Origin of the sequence: Lacrimispora sp., from assembly GCF_046972725.1 — a bacterium.
Classification (GTDB): domain Bacteria; phylum Bacillota; class Clostridia; order Lachnospirales; family Lachnospiraceae; genus Lacrimispora.
Genome location: NZ_JBKVXF010000001.1, coordinates 1280859 through 1301322, shown reverse-complemented (window position 1 = coordinate 1301322; position 20464 = coordinate 1280859). Strand labels below are relative to the sequence as shown.

General features: G+C 40.3%; 23 protein-coding genes and 1 pseudogene. 21 read left to right on the top strand and 3 right to left on the bottom strand.

Annotated elements, in window-relative coordinates; translation table 11 throughout:
* Positions 1 to 249 precede the first annotated feature (249 nt).
* Positions 250 to 3075 carry an excinuclease ABC subunit UvrA gene (gene uvrA / locus ACLTWA_RS06260; protein ID WP_412326729.1) on the top strand — a complete coding sequence of 942 codons (2826 nt, stop codon included), beginning with the start codon at positions 250 to 252 and terminating at the stop codon, positions 3073 to 3075.
* Positions 3076 to 3461: 386 nt separating this feature from the next.
* A complete protein-coding gene (gene guaA / locus ACLTWA_RS06255) occupies positions 3462 to 5003 on the top strand; it encodes a glutamine-hydrolyzing GMP synthase (RefSeq protein WP_412326728.1) in 1542 nt (513 codons plus the stop codon).
* 76 nt (positions 5004 to 5079) lie between these two features.
* Here guaA and ACLTWA_RS06250 read toward each other — a convergent pair whose 3' ends face one another.
* Both ACLTWA_RS06250 and ACLTWA_RS06245 read right to left on the bottom strand, forming a co-directional pair.
* On the bottom strand, positions 5080 to 6150 hold the full coding sequence (locus ACLTWA_RS06250) for a tyrosine-type recombinase/integrase (protein ID WP_412326726.1): 1071 nt from the start codon (positions 6148 to 6150) through the stop codon (positions 5080 to 5082).
* 165 nt (positions 6151 to 6315) lie between these two features.
* Positions 6316 to 6732, bottom strand: coding sequence for a helix-turn-helix domain-containing protein (locus tag ACLTWA_RS06245; RefSeq protein ID WP_412326725.1), 417 nt, complete (start codon positions 6730 to 6732; stop codon positions 6316 to 6318).
* Between the two features lie 151 nt (positions 6733 to 6883).
* On the opposite strand from ACLTWA_RS06245, the gene ACLTWA_RS06240 reads away from it, so the two are divergent.
* The 17 genes and pseudogenes from ACLTWA_RS06240 to ACLTWA_RS06160 all read left to right on the top strand — a co-directional run bounded on the left by ACLTWA_RS06240 (position 6884) and on the right by ACLTWA_RS06160 (position 18270).
* Entirely contained in the window at positions 6884 to 7075 is a 192-nt protein-coding gene (locus tag ACLTWA_RS06240) for a helix-turn-helix domain-containing protein (protein ID WP_412326723.1), read from the top strand.
* Positions 7076 to 7476: 401 nt separating this feature from the next.
* Complete coding sequence (locus tag ACLTWA_RS06235) at positions 7477 to 7668, top strand: LysR family transcriptional regulator (RefSeq protein WP_412326721.1); 192 nt, start codon at positions 7477 to 7479, stop codon at positions 7666 to 7668.
* Entirely contained in the window at positions 7668 to 8156 is a 489-nt protein-coding gene (locus ACLTWA_RS06230; RefSeq protein ID WP_412326720.1) for a hypothetical protein, read from the top strand. The genes ACLTWA_RS06235 and ACLTWA_RS06230 overlap by 1 nt, the downstream gene beginning before the upstream one ends.
* 38 nt (positions 8157 to 8194) lie before the next feature.
* Complete coding sequence (locus ACLTWA_RS06225; RefSeq protein WP_412327192.1) at positions 8195 to 9805, top strand: DUF927 domain-containing protein; 1611 nt, start codon at positions 8195 to 8197, stop codon at positions 9803 to 9805.
* 318 nt (positions 9806 to 10123) lie between these two features.
* Complete coding sequence (locus tag ACLTWA_RS06220; RefSeq protein ID WP_412326719.1) at positions 10124 to 10417, top strand: hypothetical protein; 294 nt, start codon at positions 10124 to 10126, stop codon at positions 10415 to 10417.
* Positions 10401 to 10586 (top strand): hypothetical protein, encoded by a 186-nt coding sequence (locus tag ACLTWA_RS06215; RefSeq protein ID WP_412326718.1) that lies wholly within the window; start codon positions 10401 to 10403, stop codon positions 10584 to 10586. Before ACLTWA_RS06220 ends, ACLTWA_RS06215 begins: the two co-directional genes overlap by 17 nt.
* A gap of 117 nt (positions 10587 to 10703) precedes the next feature.
* On the top strand, positions 10704 to 11018 hold the full coding sequence (locus ACLTWA_RS06210) for a hypothetical protein (protein WP_412326717.1): 315 nt from the start codon (positions 10704 to 10706) through the stop codon (positions 11016 to 11018).
* A 14-nt stretch (positions 11019 to 11032) separates the two neighbouring features.
* Positions 11033 to 11257: a hypothetical protein gene (locus ACLTWA_RS06205; protein ID WP_412326716.1), complete on the top strand. Its 225-nt coding sequence runs from the start codon at positions 11033 to 11035 to the stop codon at positions 11255 to 11257.
* A gap of 147 nt (positions 11258 to 11404) precedes the next feature.
* Positions 11405 to 11548, top strand: coding sequence for a hypothetical protein (locus ACLTWA_RS06200; protein WP_412326715.1), 144 nt, complete (start codon positions 11405 to 11407; stop codon positions 11546 to 11548).
* Between the two features lie 50 nt (positions 11549 to 11598).
* Positions 11599 to 12264: a hypothetical protein gene (locus tag ACLTWA_RS06195; RefSeq protein ID WP_412326714.1), complete on the top strand. Its 666-nt coding sequence runs from the start codon at positions 11599 to 11601 to the stop codon at positions 12262 to 12264.
* Between the two features lie 232 nt (positions 12265 to 12496).
* Positions 12497 to 12760 carry a cold-shock protein gene (locus ACLTWA_RS06190; protein ID WP_412326713.1) on the top strand — a complete coding sequence of 88 codons (264 nt, stop codon included), beginning with the start codon at positions 12497 to 12499 and terminating at the stop codon, positions 12758 to 12760.
* A 17-nt stretch (positions 12761 to 12777) separates the two neighbouring features.
* Positions 12778 to 13389, top strand: coding sequence for a hypothetical protein (locus ACLTWA_RS06185; protein ID WP_412326712.1), 612 nt, complete (start codon positions 12778 to 12780; stop codon positions 13387 to 13389).
* Between the two features lie 19 nt (positions 13390 to 13408).
* Positions 13409 to 13969: a hypothetical protein gene (locus ACLTWA_RS06180; RefSeq protein WP_412326711.1), complete on the top strand. Its 561-nt coding sequence runs from the start codon at positions 13409 to 13411 to the stop codon at positions 13967 to 13969.
* A 469-nt stretch (positions 13970 to 14438) separates the two neighbouring features.
* Complete coding sequence (locus ACLTWA_RS06175; protein WP_412326710.1) at positions 14439 to 15386, top strand: sigma-70 family RNA polymerase sigma factor; 948 nt, start codon at positions 14439 to 14441, stop codon at positions 15384 to 15386.
* A gap of 407 nt (positions 15387 to 15793) precedes the next feature.
* On the top strand, positions 15794 to 16996 hold the full coding sequence (locus ACLTWA_RS06170; RefSeq protein ID WP_412326709.1) for a hypothetical protein: 1203 nt from the start codon (positions 15794 to 15796) through the stop codon (positions 16994 to 16996).
* A gap of 470 nt (positions 16997 to 17466) precedes the next feature.
* On the top strand, positions 17467 to 17910 hold the full coding sequence (locus tag ACLTWA_RS06165) for a hypothetical protein (protein WP_412326708.1): 444 nt from the start codon (positions 17467 to 17469) through the stop codon (positions 17908 to 17910).
* A gap of 15 nt (positions 17911 to 17925) precedes the next feature.
* Positions 17926 to 18270: pseudogene (locus ACLTWA_RS06160) on the top strand (DUF6061 family protein).
* 1 nt (position 18271) lies between these two features.
* Here the strand turns inward: ACLTWA_RS06160 and ACLTWA_RS06155 are convergent.
* A complete protein-coding gene (locus tag ACLTWA_RS06155) occupies positions 18272 to 18493 on the bottom strand; it encodes a helix-turn-helix domain-containing protein (protein WP_412326707.1) in 222 nt (73 codons plus the stop codon).
* Positions 18494 to 18658: 165 nt separating this feature from the next.
* Here ACLTWA_RS06155 and ACLTWA_RS06150 point away from each other — a divergent pair, with 165 nt between their 5' ends.
* Together ACLTWA_RS06150 and ACLTWA_RS06145 are read left to right on the top strand one after the other, a co-directional pair.
* The gene (locus ACLTWA_RS06150; protein WP_412326706.1) at positions 18659 to 19846 is read left to right on the top strand and encodes an AIPR family protein; all 1188 of its coding nucleotides are present in this window, start codon (positions 18659 to 18661) and stop codon (positions 19844 to 19846) included.
* Between the two features lie 34 nt (positions 19847 to 19880).
* Positions 19881 to 20255, top strand: coding sequence for a hypothetical protein (locus ACLTWA_RS06145; RefSeq protein ID WP_412326705.1), 375 nt, complete (start codon positions 19881 to 19883; stop codon positions 20253 to 20255).
* Positions 20256 to 20464: the final 209 nt, after the last annotated feature.

Below are 20464 nucleotides of genomic sequence, written 5' to 3'. Positions count from 1 at the left end.
ATGGATGCGATTTCATAATTTCTTTTGTCTGGTTTTGGGTATATAATGAGCAAGGCGTGTCTGTTTCAATGCTGTGATCCTTAGAGGGCAGCAGGATTGGAATGATTAGTACCGAACAAATGTTTGCAATCAAAAATAAAATGTGTTATAATTGGGAAAATCAGTTGTTGCATTATGAGGAAACGGGCCGGACAGGTCCCGGTTCCAAAGCAGTGATATCAGGATATCAGTTTATTACAGGAGTACATTATGGCAAAACAGTATATTAAGATAAGAGGTGCCAACGAGCACAACTTAAAGAACGTTTCCGTGGATATTCCAAGGAATGAGCTGGTTGTTTTAACCGGCTTAAGCGGATCGGGAAAATCTTCCCTTGCTTTTGATACGATTTATGCGGAAGGGCAGAGGCGTTATATGGAGTCTCTGTCTTCTTATGCCCGGCAGTTCTTAGGACAGATGGAAAAGCCGGATGTGGAGAGCATTGAAGGGCTTTCCCCTGCTATTTCCATTGACCAGAAGTCAACCAACCGTAACCCCCGTTCCACAGTAGGTACGGTTACAGAGATTTATGATTATATGAGGCTTCTCTATGCCAGGATAGGAATTCCCCATTGTCCCAAGTGCGGCAGGGAGATCCGCAAGCAGACGGTGGATCAGATGGTGGATCAGATCATGGAACTGCCGGAAAGGACGAAGATCCAGCTTCTTGCCCCTGTGGTAAGAGGAAGAAAAGGTGAGCATGCCAAGGTATTGGAGAGTTCCAGAAAAAGCGGTTATGTAAGAGTACGTATTGACGGAAATCTTTACGAACTTTCCGAGGAAATCAAACTGGATAAGAATATCAAGCACAACATTGAAGTGGTTGTGGACCGTCTTGCCATTCGGGAAGGGATAGAAAAGCGTTTGACAGACTCTATTGAGACTGTCATGGAACTGGCGGACGGATTGATGACCGTAGACGTGATCGACGGAAAGCCGATTAATTTCAGTCAGAGCTTTTCCTGTCCGGACTGCGGCATCAGTATTGATGAAGTGGAGCCAAGAAGCTTTTCTTTCAACAATCCTTTTGGAGCCTGCCCGGATTGTTTCGGACTTGGTTATAAGATGGAATTTGATGAAGATTTAATGATTCCGGATAAGAGTCTGAGCATTGACGAAGGGGCTATTGTGGTATTGGGCTGGCAGTCCTGTACCGATAAAGGAAGCTATACCAGGGCAGTCTTAGAAGCTCTGTCCAGGGAATATAATTTCCGACTGGACACTCCTTTTGAGGACTATCCTAAGGAGGTTCATGATATTCTTATCCATGGAACCAAAGGAAAGGAAGTTAAGGTTTATTATAAGGGACAGCGGGGTGAGGGCATTTACGATGTGGCATTTGAAGGTCTGATCCAGAATGTTGCCAGAAGATACCGGGAGACTTATTCCGAATCCTCCAAAGCAGAGTATGAAACCTTTATGCGGATCACGCCATGTCCTTCCTGCGGCGGCATGAGACTGAAAAAAGAGTCTCTGGCAGTGACTGTCGGGGATAAGAACATTTACGAAGCCACCAACATGTCCATTGTCCGGTCACGGGAATTTATCGATGAGCTGAAGCTTTCACCCATGCAGCATGCCATTGGGGACCAGATATTAAAAGAGATCCGGGCCAGAATTTCATTCCTGATTGATGTAGGGCTTGATTATCTGACTTTGAGCCGTGCTACAGGAACGCTTTCAGGAGGAGAGGCCCAGAGAATCCGTCTGGCTACCCAGATCGGCTCCGGTCTTGTAGGCGTTGCCTATATTCTGGACGAGCCAAGTATCGGCCTCCACCAAAGAGATAATGATAAGCTGTTAAATACCCTCCTGCATCTGCGTGACCTTGGCAACAGTGTGCTTGTGGTAGAACATGACGAAGATACCATGATGGCGGCTGACTACATCGTGGATATCGGTCCCGGAGCCGGAGAACACGGCGGAAGGGTAGTGGCAGTCGGTAATGCAAAGCAGATCATGAAGAATAAGAATTCCGTAACAGGCGCCTATTTGAGCGGACGAATCAAGATTCCGGTGCCCAAAGAGCGAAGAAAGCCTACTGGATTTTTAAAGGTTACGGGAGCTTCTGAGAATAATTTAAAGAATATAGATGTAGCTTTTCCTCTTGGCGTCATGACCTGCGTGACCGGAGTATCCGGTTCTGGTAAAAGCTCTCTGGTCAATGAGATACTTTACAAGGCTCTGGCTAAGAAACTGAACCGTGCAAGAACTGTTCCCGGAAAGCATAAGGCGCTGGAGGGCGTCGAACAGCTGGATAAGATCATTGCCATTGACCAGTCTCCAATCGGCCGGACCCCAAGGTCCAATCCAGCGACCTATACCGGTGTATTTGATCTGATCCGTGATTTATTTGCGTCTACCTCAGATTCAAAAGCAAAAGGATATTCTAAGGGGCGTTTCAGCTTTAACGTAAAAGGCGGAAGGTGTGAAGCGTGCAGTGGTGACGGGATTATTAAGATCGAGATGCATTTTCTTCCGGATGTCTATGTTCCCTGCGAGGTCTGCGGCGGAAAACGCTATAACCGTGAGACATTGGATGTAAAGTATAAAGGCAAAAGCATCTATGATGTTTTAAACATGACCGTGGAAGAGGCTGTGAAATTCTTTGAGAATGTACCTTCCATTTCAAGAAAGATCTCCACGCTTAATGAGGTAGGACTTTCCTATGTAAAACTCGGACAGCCTTCCACGGAACTTTCCGGAGGCGAAGCCCAGAGGATTAAACTGGCTACGGAATTAAGCAAACGCGGAACCGGTAAGACCATCTATATTCTGGACGAACCGACGACAGGACTCCATTTCGCAGATGTACATAAGCTGATTGAGATTCTGCGGAAGTTGTCTGATGGAGGTAATACGGTGGTAGTTATCGAACATAACCTGGAAGTAATAAAAACCGCTGATTATATTATTGATATCGGTCCTGAAGGCGGAGACAAGGGTGGTACCGTAATCGCCCAGGGCACACCGGAAGAGGTGGCACAGTGTCCAGCTTCCTATACCGGACAATACGTGAAAAAATATTTAGAATAAATTATAAAGGTACTGAAAATTCCGCATTTCAAAAAAATACTGTTTTCAAAAATGGAAGAGTATTGAGAAGCGGAATTTTCTGTTAGAGACGAAATCGTCATAACGGAATAAAAGTAATACGTTTTTGATAAACTTTTGGGAATATATTATGAAAAAGAGGCTGGCAGAGGGGAGGTTCTGCCAGCATGATAGGAAAAAGTATTAAGAAAAAAATGGCATTTCTTCTTTACAATTCATATCTTAGCTTTTTGATGTGATGAAACTATGATAAAAATGTGAAATAACCGTGAAAAGTAAAAAAAGAAAATGCTTGTCAAGCCAATGGAAGTAGAATATAATGTAACCCAAAGCGCAATTTGTTAAAGATGAAATTAGGAGGAATACCCGTGAAAAGAGAAATGATTATCGTTCTGGATTTTGGCGGACAATATAACCAGCTGATTGCCAGAAGGGTCAGAGAATGCAACGTTTACTGTGAGGTCCATCCTCATACACTGTCTCTGGACAAGATTAAGGAAATGAATCCAAAAGGAATCATCTTTACCGGTGGTCCAAACAGTGCATATAAGGAAGATTCCCCTCGCTGTGAGAAAGAGATCTTTGAAATGGGCATCCCGATCCTGGGAATCTGTTATGGTTCTCAGTTAATGGCACATATGCTTGGCGGTAAAGTATCTACAGCTCCTGTCAGTGAGTATGGTAAGACAGAAGTGGACGTAGAAGCCAACAGCAGGATTTTAGAAAATGTAAGTCCAAAGACCATCTGCTGGATGAGTCATACGGATTATATAGAAAAGGCACCGGAAGGTTTCCGTATTACTGCACACACTCCGGTTTGCCCGGTTGCGGGTATGGAATCCGAAGAACGCGGCCTTTATGCAGTTCAGTTCCATCCGGAGGTTATGCACACTCAGGAAGGAACCAGGATGCTTTCCAATTTCGTTTACAATGTGTGTAAATGTTCCGGCGACTGGAAGATGGATTCCTTTGTAGAAACTTCTATTCAGGCAATCAAGGAGAAAGTTGGAGACGGCAAGGTCCTTTGTGCATTATCCGGCGGAGTGGATTCTTCGGTTGCTGCTGTTATGCTGGCAAAGGCTGTTGGAAAACAGCTCACCTGTGTATTTGTGGATCACGGCCTTCTCCGTAAGAACGAAGGCGATGAAGTAGAAGCCGTATTTGGACCGGAAGGCCATTATGACCTGAACTTTATCCGTGTCAACGCCCAGGAACGATTTTATAAAAAGCTGGAAGGTGTGGAAGATCCGGAGAAAAAACGTAAGATCATTGGGGAAGAATTTATCCGCGTATTTGAAGAGGAAGCAAAGAAGATTGGTACTGTGGATTACTTTGTACAGGGAACCATCTATCCTGATGTTATAGAGTCCGGGCTTGGAAAGTCAGCGGTCATTAAATCCCACCATAATGTAGGCGGCCTTCCGGAGCACGTGGATTTTAAGGAAATCATCGAACCTTTGAGACTTCTTTTTAAGGACGAAGTAAGAAAAGCAGGTCTGGAACTTAATATTCCAGAGTATCTGGTATACCGTCAGCCATTCCCGGGTCCGGGACTTGGTGTTCGTATCGTCGGTGCGGTTACTCCCGAAAAGGTAAGGATCGTGCAGGAAGCGGATGCCATTTATAGAGAAGAGATTGCAAAAGCCGGAGTAGACAAAGAACTTGGACAGTACTTTGCGGCACTTACCAATATGCGGTCTGTCGGCTGCATGGGCGATGAGAGAACCTATGATTATGCCGTTGCACTCCGTGCTGTGCTTACTTCTGACTTTATGACGGCTGAGTCTGCGGAGTTACCTTGGGAAGTTTTGGGGACGGTGACAAGAAGAATCGTGAATGAAGTGAAGGGCGTGAACCGGGTGCTGTATGACTGCACGGGGAAACCGCCGGCTACGATTGAGTTTGAATAAAGTATTTAGAGCCAGAAAACCTTGTAAGATCAAGGAAATCTGGCTCTTTTCTTTTTGAAATGGAACTAAAATGGAACTAGAAACAATCCTGGAGCTTTTCCGCCACCTCATCACGCTTGTGTGGGAACAGATGGGAATAAGTGTTTAGCGTGGTTTCTACCTTCTCATGGCCCAGGCGGTCAGCTATGGCCAGAGGGGAGAATCCCAACTCTATCAATAGGCTTGCATGGCTATGTCTGAGATCGTGCAGGCGGATGCGCTTCACTTCCCCGTCTTTGGTTCCCTGGCGCATTTCATGCTCAAAGAAATGTTTGGTATAGGGAAATATCCGGTCATGTTTATGGAGCTTGTATAGCTTGTTTGAATAGTCTTTTAATTCATCACGAAGGAATTCCGGTATAGATATCATTCGGACGCTCCTGGGGGTTTTGGGTGGCGTTATAATGTCCCTGTCACCGATACGCTGATATGACTTATTGACGTAGAGTTTGCAATCCTCAAAGTCTATGTCTCCATATTCCAGGGCCAGAAGTTCACCGATTCGTAGTCCGGTATAGTAAAGGGTGAGGAATCCGGCTCTGGCCTGCGGTTTGACTGTGATTTTTTCCAAGAACTTTTTGAATTCTTCCGTTGTCCAAAACTGCATTTCTTCTGCATGGCCTTTGCCTATGCTTCCGGCCTTTCTGCAGGGATTTTCTTTTAAGTTGTAATACCGAACCGCATAATTCATGATTGCGGTAAGTTGGTTATTGATTGTTCTTAGATAGGTTTCAGAATATGCCTTGCCATTATCGCCCCGGTAGGCCATAAGCTCATTTTGCCATTTTCGGACGTTGGCCGGGGTGATCTGGGAGACAGGCAGCTTGCCAAAGAAGGGGAGCAGCTTCTTGTCAATGACATATTGTTTTTGAACGTAGGTGTGTTCCCGTAATCGGTGCTTCATATCCTCGTTGTATATTCTGACGAAATTATCAAAGGTCATTGTAAGATCAGCTTGCTGTGTTTCAAGGAAATTACGTTCCCATTCCTTTGCTTCTCGTTGAAGCTTAAAACCTCGTTTTTTTCGTTGACGTTTGGTTCCGGTGTAGTCAATATAATAGCATTTTACATACCATGTTTTTGTTTTTTCTTCATAATGCACTGGCATTAATATCATTCCTTTCTTTAAGTGAACATGTGTTTAGGGTTCACGAAATAAAGGAAACCGGGTATAATAATGGTGTAATGGTAATCCGGTTCCTTATGGGTATCGTGATTATTTTTAGGCCCTGGGAGTTGCAGCTCCTGGGGCTTTCTTTTTTAGTATAAAAACTTATTTCTTCTTTTTTAAATATTCAGGTATTTTAGTAAGGTCATAAGCATATTTTACAACCTTCTCTTGGTTAATCTCATTTAATAAATGAACATAGTCTAAAAGTTCTTCATCTAGTCTCTTTTGCGCTTCTTCTTTCGACAATATTAACATTTCATTTTGCTCATCAATTGAAAGAGTAAAATCTTCTATAAAATCTTCCGTTGAATATTGGCTCCAATCTGCTAAATCGTATAACTCAACATTTAATGCTTTCGCAATGCGGCGAAGAGTATCAATTTTAGGATTTCTATCACCTCTTTCGTATTGCCCAATCATTACTTCTGACATGTCCAATAAATCACCAAGTTGTTTTTGAGTTAAATTCTTTTCTTTCCTAAATTTTCTTATGTTATCACCAATTAGAGATTTCTCCATTTTATCACCTCAGTGTTAGTGTAGCATATATTAGATAAAAACAAAAGCAAATGTTTCTAAAAACTAATTGACAAAAGCAAATGTTTTTGATAATATCAGAATAACAAAAGCAAATGTTTTTGTCAAGCTGATATGAAGGGAGGTATGTAAAATGAGAATAGATCGTAAGAAACTGGTGATTGCTATGATGGATAGAGATATGAATGCGAATCAGCTTGCAGAGCTTACAGGGCTTTCAAGGGCTACAATAAGTGGTATAAGGTGTGGTAAATCTTGCGCTAAAGACACATTGGTTCGTATATGTGGGGCTTTAAAATTAGAACAGGAAGAAATTGTTGAATAAACACAATTAATATGCCGGGCGGGCATGGAATGGGTGGAAATCACCCAGAAAGAATTTCTCATCTCGTCAACCAAGGACATTCGTCCCTGGCTTGATTGACCGTTCTGGTCAGCCGTAAGAAGTTGTAACATCGCAACTAAAAGGGTACTGCAAAAAGGAGCACCCCTTCATATCGTCCGTTTTGGACGGTATGAATGCAAAATCTAAAAGGGTATATGCGAAGTAAATATCCTCTCATATCAACCGGGGACATTCGTCCTGGTTCTCACCGCTCAGGGTGAAATGGTGGCTGTTCTGGCCATGTGGTAACTTTCAGTCTCGTATCAGGCAGAAAGTACCGGGTAATAACAGGTAGTAGATCAGTTACATGCAATAGATTTTAAATGAAAGGAGCGGAAAGAGTGAGTAAATTAATGATGAATGCTGCAGAGGTAGCAAGTATTATGGATTGTTCAGAAAGACATGGTTACGCAGTAATAAAAGGCTTAAATGAAGAGTTAAAGGCGAAAGGCTACATAATCAGAGCTGGGAGAATTCCCCGGAAGTACTTTTTTGAAAGAGTGGGTCTTGAAGATCAGGAAGGTGTTTCTTAATGAATCTGTCACAGCGCAGAAACATGACAGATGAAGAAGCAGCGGAAATGCTGTCCTACATGGATCAGGCGGAGCGTGAAGGTATGTTTCATAATCTGTTTTGTAGAGAACAGGTTGTAATGGAGGTTCCGGCCAGTAGGGAGCGGCTCCTACAAAGCATAAGCCCTGATATGAAACTTACAAAGGGATTCTTCCGGAAGATATACGGGTATGAGATTTCTTTCCCAGGATTCCGGGAACAGGCCATAAGCGCACTGGAAGCAGCAGGGTGCACCATGGCAAGGATTTATTATGATGATATTATCGGTGAGTGTCAGAGGGCCACAGAAGAGAGTTTGAAGCCCGTGGCAGCTTCCTATTTGAAAGAATGCGATCAAATGTGGGGGCAGAGACAGAAAAGAGGTGAGGAACAACGGAATCAACGAAAAATTCAGCTACTATCAAGAAAGAAAGAGCTTTTGAAGTTGCTGAAATCAACAGAGAATTAGAGTCATTGGAAAACGAGACAGAATTTATAGACGCACCTATGACGCTGAATTGTGGAAAGTGGTATTGTGATGAAACCGGAGTATATAAAATGCTTCCGAGCAAAAACGATCCGGATTTATTAGTGAGAGTTGAAGCCACTCATCAGCAGGTCATGCCTACGGGAATTGTTGAGAATATCGATACAGGAGAGCAGAAATACATAATTTCATTCAGTGTAAAACGGAATGGTAGATTCCTATGGAAGAGCATTAAAGTTGAACCGGCTATCTGCTGTTCTAAGACAAAGATTATTTCCATGGCTAATTTAGGCATATCGGTAACTGACAATACGTCTAAGCAGATGGTTTCCTACTTGGCAGATATGAGAAGGCTAAACCAGGAAGGAATCCCCCTTCATCATTCTGTATCGCATTTAGGGTGGGTTAAGGATAGGTTCTTTCCTTACGCAGAAGGAATAATCTTTGATGGTGATAATGAACAGGAAAAGATTGTTCAGGCAATTACTCAGGTAGGGGATTTTGAAATATGGAAAAAGGCGTGTAGACATTTTAGAAAGAATTTAAGTGTACGATTGATGATTGATGCAAGCCTTGCTTCTGTATTGATAGAAAAAATAGGTGGTCTTTGTTTTGTAGTTCTGTTTTGGGGTCCGTCTGGCACCGGAAAAACTGTAGGGCTTTTGGTTTCTGGTTCTGTTTGGGGGAATCCTGATATGTTGTATACTTCCGTGGATTCGACTATGAATTATTTTACCAATAGAGCTGCCTTTTTAAAGAATCTTCCGGTGCTGATTGATGAAACACAGTTATCCAAAGGAGATATGGATAAGCTTATATATTCCATGGCAGAGGGCAAGACCAGGGGAAGACTGGGGAGAGATAGCAAAGAGAAAAACAGCAAGGCCTGGGAGTGCATAAGTATTTTTACTGGAGAGCAGCCGATTGTAAATGCACATTCCGGAGCCGGAGCAATAAACAGGGCTTTGGAAATTGAAATCACTGGACCGCTGTTTGAAGATTTTCAATTCACTCTGGAATCGGTCAGATCAAATTATGGTCATGCCGGACGAGTGTTTGTAGAATATGTGCAGCAAGCGGATGTGAATGCCTTAAAAGCTGAATATATGGAAATTTGTAAAGAGTTAGGGAATTATGACAGCACAGGTAAGCAGATTCAGAACCTTGCCTTTCTGATTCTGGCAGATAGGATCGCAGGCCGTTGTATTTTTGATGGAGAGCAGCCACTTAAAATATCTGATATATCCGGGATATTAAAGAGCAATAAGGAAATTTCAGAGCCAGAAAGGGCTTATGAGTTTATTATAGGGTGGATAGCTGCCAACAAAAACTGTTTCAGTCAAGAATCTCCCAAGATATACGGAAAACTGGAAGTGGATAGCTGTCTATTTAATCAGAATGAACTTATCCGGGTTTTAAATGAGAATGGGTATAGCTTTGATTCTATCAAGAAGGAATGGGATAGACTGGGGTATTTAAGGAGAAATTCAGCGGGAAAGTATCAGCATTATAGCACTATATTTGGAGGACCCAGGGCCAAATACATAAAGATATGCTTAATTGATGAGGAACAGCCCACTGGATTTGTAGAAATAAGAGAAAATGATCAAATTGACTTGCCTTTTAAATGAAAATGTCAGCGAGGTCAGCGAAAGTCAGCAGTATGTCAGCAAAGAAAAGCTAGATTCTATAGGGGTTAGAGGTATGTTTCTGACATTTCTGACATTTCTGACATAAATTTAATACTAATATATATTTACACTCTATATGCGATTGTTTTATATATAGTGCTCTACAACGAAAAATCATGTCAGAATGTCAGCGAAGACTGGAAAAGCCTTATTTTATAAGGAAAATCAGGATGACATTTATAAAAATTAGGTCAAAATCAATGTCGAAATGTCAGCGAATAGGGTCTATTGCAAAGAAGAGGAAGGAGAAATACAGGAATGAATAAACATTGTTACGTTGTGCAGAACGAAGGGAATAAGGCTAAGAAAGAGTATCTAGTAGGCTTCATGTATGGAAATCCAAATGCCACAGAGGAGGAATTGACAGAATATACTAAGGCTTATTGTGAAGAAAAGAAGTATAGGCTTGCTTTGTTGGTGCAAATACCTTCTAACCTACCAATTATGAACCAAATATATCCCCATGAGAGAACAGAAGAAACAATAAGGTGTTTGGAATATGTCCTACAGGCAGCTATGAAGGAAGGTGAAAACCATGGCTTACGGATATAACCGTCCTGATCCTGCAGACGCTTTCCGGAATTGGCTTCGCTTTCAGTCGGACTTACTTTTGATAGCAACCCAGGAAGGTTACACAGAAGAACAGGCAATAGAAATGCTTAAGATTTATGCTCTGGAAGGAATCAAGACCAATACCGGACTAATTGGAGGAAACTATTAAAAATAGCCCCATAGGAAGCACCACCTTCCCACAGGGCCATAGCAGCCGAAACCGCTACACATAAGCACTTACATAATAGCATGGTTCCGGCGAGAAATCAAAGGAGGATTTTGTAAAATGAATTTTAAAATTGTTAATGCAGAATTAGGGATTGCTTCCTGCAGCAGAGATCAGGTTGCGGAGGATATCCGTAATCCAAGTACCGTTATCTTTTTCTATTATCAGAAAAGAGACTGGATCGTCTTTAATGAGGAACGCCGGGATTATGAGTTGTTTTTAGAGCTTGTCCAGGGATATATGGAACTTAATGATCGGCAGCGTAAAATATTTTTGAATCAGGTAGATATTGCCGAGGTCCGCAAGATGATTGATACCCTTAACCGGATTTTACGGATACGGCGGAAATGGCACCAGAAAATGAAAGCAGCATAAGAGGAGGAAAGGCTATGCAAAAAATGATTTTAGTTCCGGTTGAGCAGTACAGTCGCATGATTGAAAGCTATGATAAGGCTATGGAGGAGTTGCAGGAGCTAAGGGAGCAACTTAAGGCAATGGCAGGCCAGGACGAAGATGTGACCCAGGAACTTAAACTCTATGATCTTATGGACAAGCATAATTGTGATCGGGACGTTGCAGAGCTTCTTCTCCGGGATCAGGAGGAACATGATTAACCGGGTGTACTACCAAGAGCCGGGTTGCGATATCGCAACAGGAAGAGAGGAACACATGAATATTTTCTTATACAGGCTTACCCTTTGCTCCATGGTCATTAATTGCCTTCTGGCGGCGGCATTCGGCTATTTGGTGAGGGTAATGCCATGATAAAGATTAAAGTATCCTATGAGCGGCCGGAGGAGCTTAAGCGGATATTGGACAGGCTCCGGCCGGAGGTTAAGAGTATGAAGGTTGCCAGGAACAAGGAAGGGCAGTTTAAAAAGGCATATATTGAAGTGAAAGAGTAAGAGGGAGCACCTGGGAAACTGGGTGCTTTTCTTCTGGAAAAATATGGTATATGATTATAGAAAAACGACGAGGAGGAGAAATGTTTTCACGAAAGAAAGAGTTAAAGGTTGGTTATGGCTCCTATTGGGAGAGAATGTTAGGATATAATTACAGTAGAGAATTTGCAATATACAATTTCCTATGCGGGCAGGAGCTTAAGAAGAAGGAATTAATGAAAATTCCTATAGATAAGAAGTTTAAAACCTATTCTGCATGGGAATGTTATGTAAAATCTTTGTACCAAAATGGACCATTAAGCGAATTAGGTGAATTTATTAAATATTTAAACTTTAGAAAGCGAATTGATAGTGCGTCCAGTATTTTAACACATAATCTACTAATACCATTAATGATTACACTGTTGTCAGTGTGGGTGATGCCAGCTCTTAATGATATTCCTCAAAATGGTGTTAAGATAGACAACTTGGGCTTGAGCAGTTTGGTTATGGAGATAGGAGTGAGTCTCTTTATATTTTTGCTGCAATTTGGCTTTGTGATTGGAAGTATTGTCGGGATTGTATTAATGATTTCAAAAGCAGTTTTTAATTCTAAGCAGGTGGAAGTGTTTTATGAAGATTATATGAAAATAATTAATGATATTATAGCAGATAAGAAGAACTGTATCGGATCTTTTAAATATAAAAATGATATTAAAAATCCTTATAATCCCTTATGAAACCTAAGAAATCTCTTGTATACCCCCTCCCCTTCTGGTATAATAATCATAGGTTCTTTGAGGTGGAGGAATTCGTACAGTCCACACGCCGATGGCTTGACAGGGAAAACCCGAGAGACGCAGGAGAGGTGTACGCCTGCCAAGGAACTTATAAAGCAAACAAAATATTGAAGAGTACCCCAGGTCATAACCTGGAAGCCATATTAAGGCGTGGGAATAGGATGATCCAGTTTTGGATTTTCTTGTTCCTGCGTCTTTTTTGTTTGTGAAATCAAGAGAGGAAGGAGTGGATGGAATGTTTACCGGAAAAGTAGAATGGTTTGACCAGAAGAAAGGTTACGGCTTTATAGCCGGACCAGATGGAAAGAATGTGTTCGTGCATTATTCAAATATTCTGGCTGATGGATATAAGACTTTAGAAGCTGGCCAGAGTGTCAGCTATGATGTGGAGCAGACAGGGAAAGGCCCTAAGGCAATTAATATTATGATCCAGTAGGAAAGGAAGGATACGCAATGAGTAAGAAAACAGAATTAATCAATCTTTTTAAAGAATTTAAGAACCGGTATGAGACGGTGCAAGCCCAGGTGGAAGAAATCCGTAAAAGTGCAGCTTATACGGAGATTGGCAGGAATCAGGCCATAAAGCAGCTTCTTGATGGATTCGCCCCTACGGTTCAGCTTTACCATGATAAGTCCATAGCTGCCATAGATCAGGGCCTTGAAGGACTGGCAGAGAAGTGGAAGAAGGGCAGCACCGGGCAACTCTTTGATGCAGGATACCAGGCCGGGCTTACCAATGTGGTGAAGATGTTGGAAATGGGAGCCGTCACCGGAAAAGAGGACGTACAGAACATCATTGATACATACACAGGGGATTATAGTGCCCTGGCTCTCATTAAGACGGTTCTGACTAAGAGTGAAAACATAGCCTTGAAGGATTGTGCTCTCCTGATCCCAGCAGATAACCGGGAGTATAACAGACGGCTCCTGGGACAGCTCCGGGACAATGTGGATCAGAGCATGAACATTTATACTTTTAATCAAGGAGTGGTTCCAATGTCTATAGACGGCATGATCCAGTTCGTAACGGATCGCCTGGGGGATAACCTGGAATTGACTGCTTAGAGAAGGAGAGGAAAATAATATGGTTAAGTTTGTAGAAGAAATCAGAAAGATTATAAGAGAGTTTAATGCGCTGCGTGAAGCAATGAAAGAAAAGACAGCTTCCATCATGAAGGATGAGCGGTATTCCGATGATTTTAAGCGGAATCTGATTGCCCAGGAGAAACAGGCCTGCAAGGCGATCCAGGATGAGCTTATTTCAAAGGCAAAGAAGATCACAGAGGACGCAAAGATTGAGCAGTTAAAGGGCAAGACGGTAGGAACCAGGGATCAGGCTTTCGATATCAAGTTAAGCAATGCCCTGCAGCTTCTTAAGACAATCGGGGACTCCATGACCTTAGAAGAGCTTACCGAGTTGGTGGAGCCGTTCCGACAGGACTACCATACCATGAACCTGCTGCGGAGAGTATTTATTAAAGGAAATATCCAGGGAGTGATGGAGATATTCGGAATTGACAGAATTGATCACAACGTATCAGCCATGGACGAGCTCATGAAGCACATATCCCAGGAGTTTAACCGGGACATTGATCAGGCAGATACCATGCGGTTACTGATAACATTAGAGGTCATGAAGGAGTGATGCCCTTTGTATGAAAGAAATGCCCCGGACTTTCCTCTGTGATTGCCTGGGGCATTTTGTTAAGATTTGTTAAGGTCTGAATGCTAACAAATGCTAACTTTTGATGCTAAGAATTGCTAAGGTATTCGGAGATTCCGGAGGCCCCAAAAAGAATAAGTTGACATCGTTATACGCGCGGAATATTCGGACATCGTTACGCGCGCGTGAAGAGGCGGTGTACATACAAAAGTAAAAAAAAGTGCGCACCGGAATATAGCATTACGAGGATTCCCAGAACAAACACATTGGGAGTAAGAACCTAACAAAACCTAACTTTCTACACAATAACAGAAAAAGTGGTTATGGGTTGAACTCCGGACGAACCCCGGAGAAATCACACCGGATCAGGAGCTTGAAGCCCGGAGGTTTTAACGAACAGAGAGCGAACAGAGAAATCAAAGCGAGAGGGAAGCAAGGAGGAGACCAGGACATGACCAACGAGCAACTTGTAATAAGAATTAAAGCCGGGATAGATTCGGCAGAGAATATGCTTACCCTGTACAACCAGGTGAAAGCCTTTATTCATACAATAGCCTGGAAGCACCGGAGCTATGAAGATGTAGAGGACTTGGAGCAAGAGGGGTATCTTGCCTTGTATGATGCCATAGACGGCTATGATCCAGAAGCCGGCTGCAAGTTCCTTACCTATGCAGAATATTGGATCAAACAGCGCATTGTCAGGTACATAGAACGGAACTCTTCTTGCCTACGCCTTTCCTTCCAGAGCCAGGCACGTTTAAGGCAGTATAAGCGGTTCTATGATTCCTTTATGAAAGAGCATGGCCGGGAGCCATCAGAGGAGGAGACAGTTGCCCAAATGGGCTTAAGTATAGATCAGGTCAGGGATATCCATAGAAACGCCTGTATGGCGAACCTGGGAAGCCTGGACGCTCCTGTAAAGGGATATGAAGAGGAAGTTTTCTCCCTGGGTGATAGTGTTCCTTCCGGGGAGGATATGGAAGGGAATACGTTTGATCGGCTGCAGCATGAGCAGCTTAAGGCGGTGCTATGGGAATGTGTGGATAGTTTACCGGATCGTCAGCAGGAGATAATCCGGAAGCGGTACCAGGATAATATGACCATGGCAGAGATCGGGAGAGAGCAGGGCGTTACTCTGGAAGCTATACGGCAGCATGAAGCCAAAGCCATGAGGGAGCTGCGGAAGCCTAAGCGATCAGATAGGTTAAGGCCATTCTTGCCAGAGGAGGACCGTATTTACAGTATGGGCCTTTCCGGAAATGGTGTGGGGCGGTTTAATAGGACCTGGACCAGCTCCACGGAGAGGGCGGTTATAGCAAGGGAAGAATTAGCGGAACGAATGGCAGAGCATAAGCGGCAGCTTGAAGAGATCAGGGAGGAGTTGCGACGGTCGCAATAGGCCAGGAGGGAAAGAAAGGCAATGTCGGGGTAACAGATTGACACTCAGACCTATAATAACGGGTGCTCAGTTCATACCCCCGTCAGGGACAGATTGTCCCCTTTAGATTGTAGGGGTCAACATGACGTAGAACCCTGGTACTCAACAATAGGGTTAAATGGGGGCACGGATTGAGATTCCTACCGTTCATCATTAGGACGAGTGCAGGGACCTTTTAAGAGTTGTTATGACGAGCAAGGGTCGGTATTTTGTACAGGCTCCGTACAAAACTTAATAACAATACGGTATCCATTGCCAGAAGCGGCAACGGGAATAAATAGTACACCTGTCTAAAGACGGGTGTTTTCTTTTGGGGGGAATTGGTGTATTATGAAAAGAAAATATAGATTTAAATTTAGGGGGATTCTATGAAAGAGGATAAATTGATTGAAAACATAAAATCAAAAAATTTTTTTGTGGATTGTGATTATGATAAGTATTATCCTCGAAGTAGGTTTATAACAAGCTTAGGGAATGGGACAGTAGTATATGTATTAAATGAAGACACAAAGGAATGGGATAATTGCATTAATGAACTTTACAAGAGTCTATGCAAAGTAGAAAAGGATGTTTCATTTCAAGAATTCACTGATTATATACATAAATTAATAAGGTTAGATGAATTTAGTGATTTTAATAGTATAATAAGTTATTACGAAAAGCTGCCTCTAAAAGAATTTGATTTTATAAAAGTTGCTTATGGTATGACTATAAATGAAATTGATTATATAGATCATAATGGAATGACTCTAATAAAAAAAGGTTATTTAGAAGAATATTTAAAAAAGAACATATCAGATAGTGAATCTGCCTCCTTTTTCTATACTAAACTTAAGACAGACGATAATGTAATTTATATGAAGATAAGCTGCACGGCAAAAGACAGTCAAAAAGCACATGAATATGCAATTCAAAGGTTTAAAATAATTGATATTTGCTTTAGGTTTTTACTTAAAAAAGATAATTCGAATGAATTGCGTATTGGCTTTTATAATCTAAATTATGAGTCTATTTCTGGAATGTTAGGATACAACAAAAATACTTTTATTTCAATCTCCGAGAATAAAAATAGTGTTAATATTGATAAGTACATTAATTACATATTTGAATCTAATATATCAATAAACGTTTGGAGTTTAATGGGAAAGCAAGATTTGAACGATATGCAAAAGAGGATAAAAGAAGCTATAATATGGATATCAGAAGCTACTCATCAAAATGATGATGGAATTGCATACATGCAATGTTTTTTAGCCTTAGAGGCCTTATTGATGGAACAAGATGGTTTTATAAATAAGAGTATTACTGCTCAAATTAGTGAGTATGTAGCATTTATTCTCAGTGAAGAAAAGAGAGAAAGAATAATTATTGAAAAGGAAATTAAAAGATTGTATACGATACGTTCTTCAATAGCTCATGGTAAAAATAAAAAAGATGTATATGTAGAAATAGAAAAAATTTTTGGAACTGTAAAGGCAATTGTGGTGAAGTTTCTTACTGACAAAAAATTAATGGGTATACATAACGTAAGGGAATTAAGGGAATATATTACAGATTTAAAATTCAAATGATTTGATTTATGAAGTTGTGTAATCATATAGTTAAGAGATAGTAGGCGGGTATTCGGCATTCCGGACACACCTTTGCGGAACTAAAATGGAACTACAAAATTGTACATACATTGCAAAACAAACATACTTTCGAGTATACATCATAAAATACACTGTAAAACAGTGCTTTCACGATACATCAAAGTATAAAGACGTGAGTTTGAGTGACATGAAGAAACGCTACATCCCAGTAATATTAAGGGGTGTAGCGTTATTTTTTTGCTTGTGATTCTAGTTTGATTCTATTTTTAAATATTGAATTACTTGTGAATATAAAACACGTAGTTCTTCAAGAGACATATCTACTATAGGTTCATACATAAATGAATTAATATGTATATTTTCAGGAACTTATTACTGATACCAAGAAACTTGCATTGGAGAAATTGGAATTACTTCAATCCAAGGATGAACTAAAGGAAGAACGTCAAATGTTGAATAATGAGATTCTGCATATACAAGAAATGCAGAAGGTGGTTCAGCAAGATATTCGAAGATATGATTATCCAGAATGGACACTTCCAGAACCAAGTGGTTTTATGAGTGCCAAGACATTTTATGAAAGTAAAGCATTTCCCTTGGTGGCAAAATTTAAAGATGCTATCAAGAAAATAGCGGCTCAATTAACGGTGTTAGAGGAGAAAATTAAGACTTTAACAGAAGATGTAACTTGGTATAAGGCTAAGGTAAAAAAGCTAGTTGAGGAGCTCTTTGAAAAGGATAATCGAATTGAGAAGTTACAGGAAAAAGCAGATGATCTTGAACGAGTGAAACGCCATGCTGGAGCAGATCAAGTTGATAAGATTATTGAAATTGAGAGACAGCGTGATGGATTTTACAGTTTTAATAGAAACCAAGAAGATAAGCATAGATAAGAAAGAGGAATTGTTATGGATGATATGAAAAATATTATTGGTTGTGAGTTTAATGATGATAACGGATGTGTGGAGGTTGCCTATAAAGACGGCAACTTCCTAAAAATCAGATGCGAGGAAGTGGAAGCGAAACTTCGGACAACGGAGCAGTAACTGACAAAGCTGCATAGATTACTGGAAAATAATCCGCTTGAATATGCTGCTATGGCATTATCAGGAGAGATGCAGGCGTATTGTGATATCGAGGCTGAGATGGTCAAAGATATGTTTGGGAATATTGTGCAGGGGTATTTGAAAAAAGGATATAATTTGGCAACAGCGAAGATGATGGCGAGGGAGTTTTTTCGATATGAAAGTTGATTTATGGAAGATCTTCAAATAGTGCAGCTATCGAAATACCAAGTGCTTGTGAAATCTTATTACATAGATCAAGTGTAATACTATTCTCTCCACGCTCTAATCTACCATAGTATGCACGACTAACATTGCAAAATTCTGCAAACTCTTCTTGAGTCATTTTTCTTGTTTCGCGAGTTTTCTTTAAGATATTTCCAAAATCGACATTTATATTTGTTTTTTGCATACTACAAATCCTCCTCATTCAAACATTATACCATAATTTTCAAAAAACGTCATATATAGCGTTGAGAATGCGAATGTTATAGTGTATTCTGTCAATATAGATGGTGATTTAAGTCACGTATCTAAAATTTGATAGTGTCCTGAGAGACACAGAAAGGATTTAATTATGGTAAACGAGGAAAGAAGAGAATTGACATTTAAGGCACAGTCTTTTAGAAAAGTGCCGAACCCTTACTTAAAATCAGAGGAGGGAGAAAAAGAAGCAGCAATGTATATGGTTATTTGTGATATAAAAGATATTCCAGATAACTTTCCTATGGAAACAAATCCACGCGAACAAAAATTAACAACAAATGTGGCTAAAAAAATCAAAGCCTCACTTCTTGACACAAATGAATTAAATTTTTATTTGCTGAATCGAGGAATTCTTTTGTCTGCAAAAGATGTTACTTTTAATAACTATTCAAATGAAATGACTGTTGTTTTTGATGATTTTGAAGTTCATGGAAATGTAGATGGGGGTCATACATATAAAACAATATTAGAAAATCGAAATATGATTGATAATGGAAAGCAATACGTAAAAATCGAGATATTGACTGGAGTAGAGGGGATATTCCAAAGCTTAGCAGCAGCTAGAAATACATCTGTTCAAGTTCAAGATAAATCTATAGCTGAACTAGAAGATAGATTTGAAATAATAAAAAACACCTTAGCTGGTGAAAGCTACATGAAACGTGTATTTTTTAAAGAAAATGATAATGGCGACATTGATGTTGCAGATCTATTAGCAGTATTAAACATGTTCAATATAAGCCGTTACAATGCCATGGATTCATTTCCTATTAATTCATATAGTTCAAAGAAAAAATGCATTGATTTATATATAAATGAGCATAAGGAATATGGTGAATCAATAGATAATCCATATGTTAAAATGAAACCTATTATGGCAGATATTTTTAAGCTTTATAATGAGATTGAAAAAAATATGAATACATATTATCGTCAAAAAAATCCTAGTGGAAGATATGGAGCAACAAAAGGTGTGACGACACCAAAAGCAGGACAAGTGTTTAAGTCCAAATTTATGAATGAAGAGATTGAAGTGCTATCACCAAACGGATTTATATATCCAATATTAGGGGCATTCCGTGCTCTTGTTGAAGAGAAAGATGGAAGCTATTTCTGGATAAAGAATCCGTTTTCGGTTTTGAATAATATAGGACCTGACCTTGTTGAATCAACTGTATCTATGAGTAGGTCTTTGGGGAATAACCCACAGTCTGTTGGTAAAGACGCAAATATGTGGAAGACTTTATATATGACAGTTGCATTTGCACTAATGTCATAAATTAATTATACTTTAAGCAGAGAGGAAAAATCTTATGAAAAGACAAGAATATAAAGAGAAATTATACGAAGTTTTCAGAATGAATGTAGATGGATATAATTACGATAGTAAAATTGAATTAATTGAAAATATCTTACTTGATTTTCAAGAGGAAAGTGAAGAATTGCGAGATGTATCAAACAAAGGACAGAAATGGTCTGATGAAGAACTTAAGATTGTTTTATCTGATGCACCAACAAAGAAAAATTGTATGAAGTATGCAAAACTTTTCAAAAGAGGATATGGAAGCATAGAACAGATATACAGATGGTCGACTACACCAAATAAAGAATTATCTGATGTAAGAAAAGAAGATAGTTTTATACAGCAAATAAAGAAGGTCGCAAAAGAACTAGGTTTAAGAGGATAAGTTGATTCTATTTTGATTCTAAAATTCATCCACGCCATAAGATAAACAAAATAATACACGGAATTCAGCGATTTAAAAACACTAAACAGAAACAAATGTATCTGTAAAATGATTCTAAGCGCTGAGTTTGAATAACATGAACCGGTGCAAGAGTGCGATTCAGTCACTTGATTTTAAACCATTCAACAGCTCGAAACCTTGCGAAAATG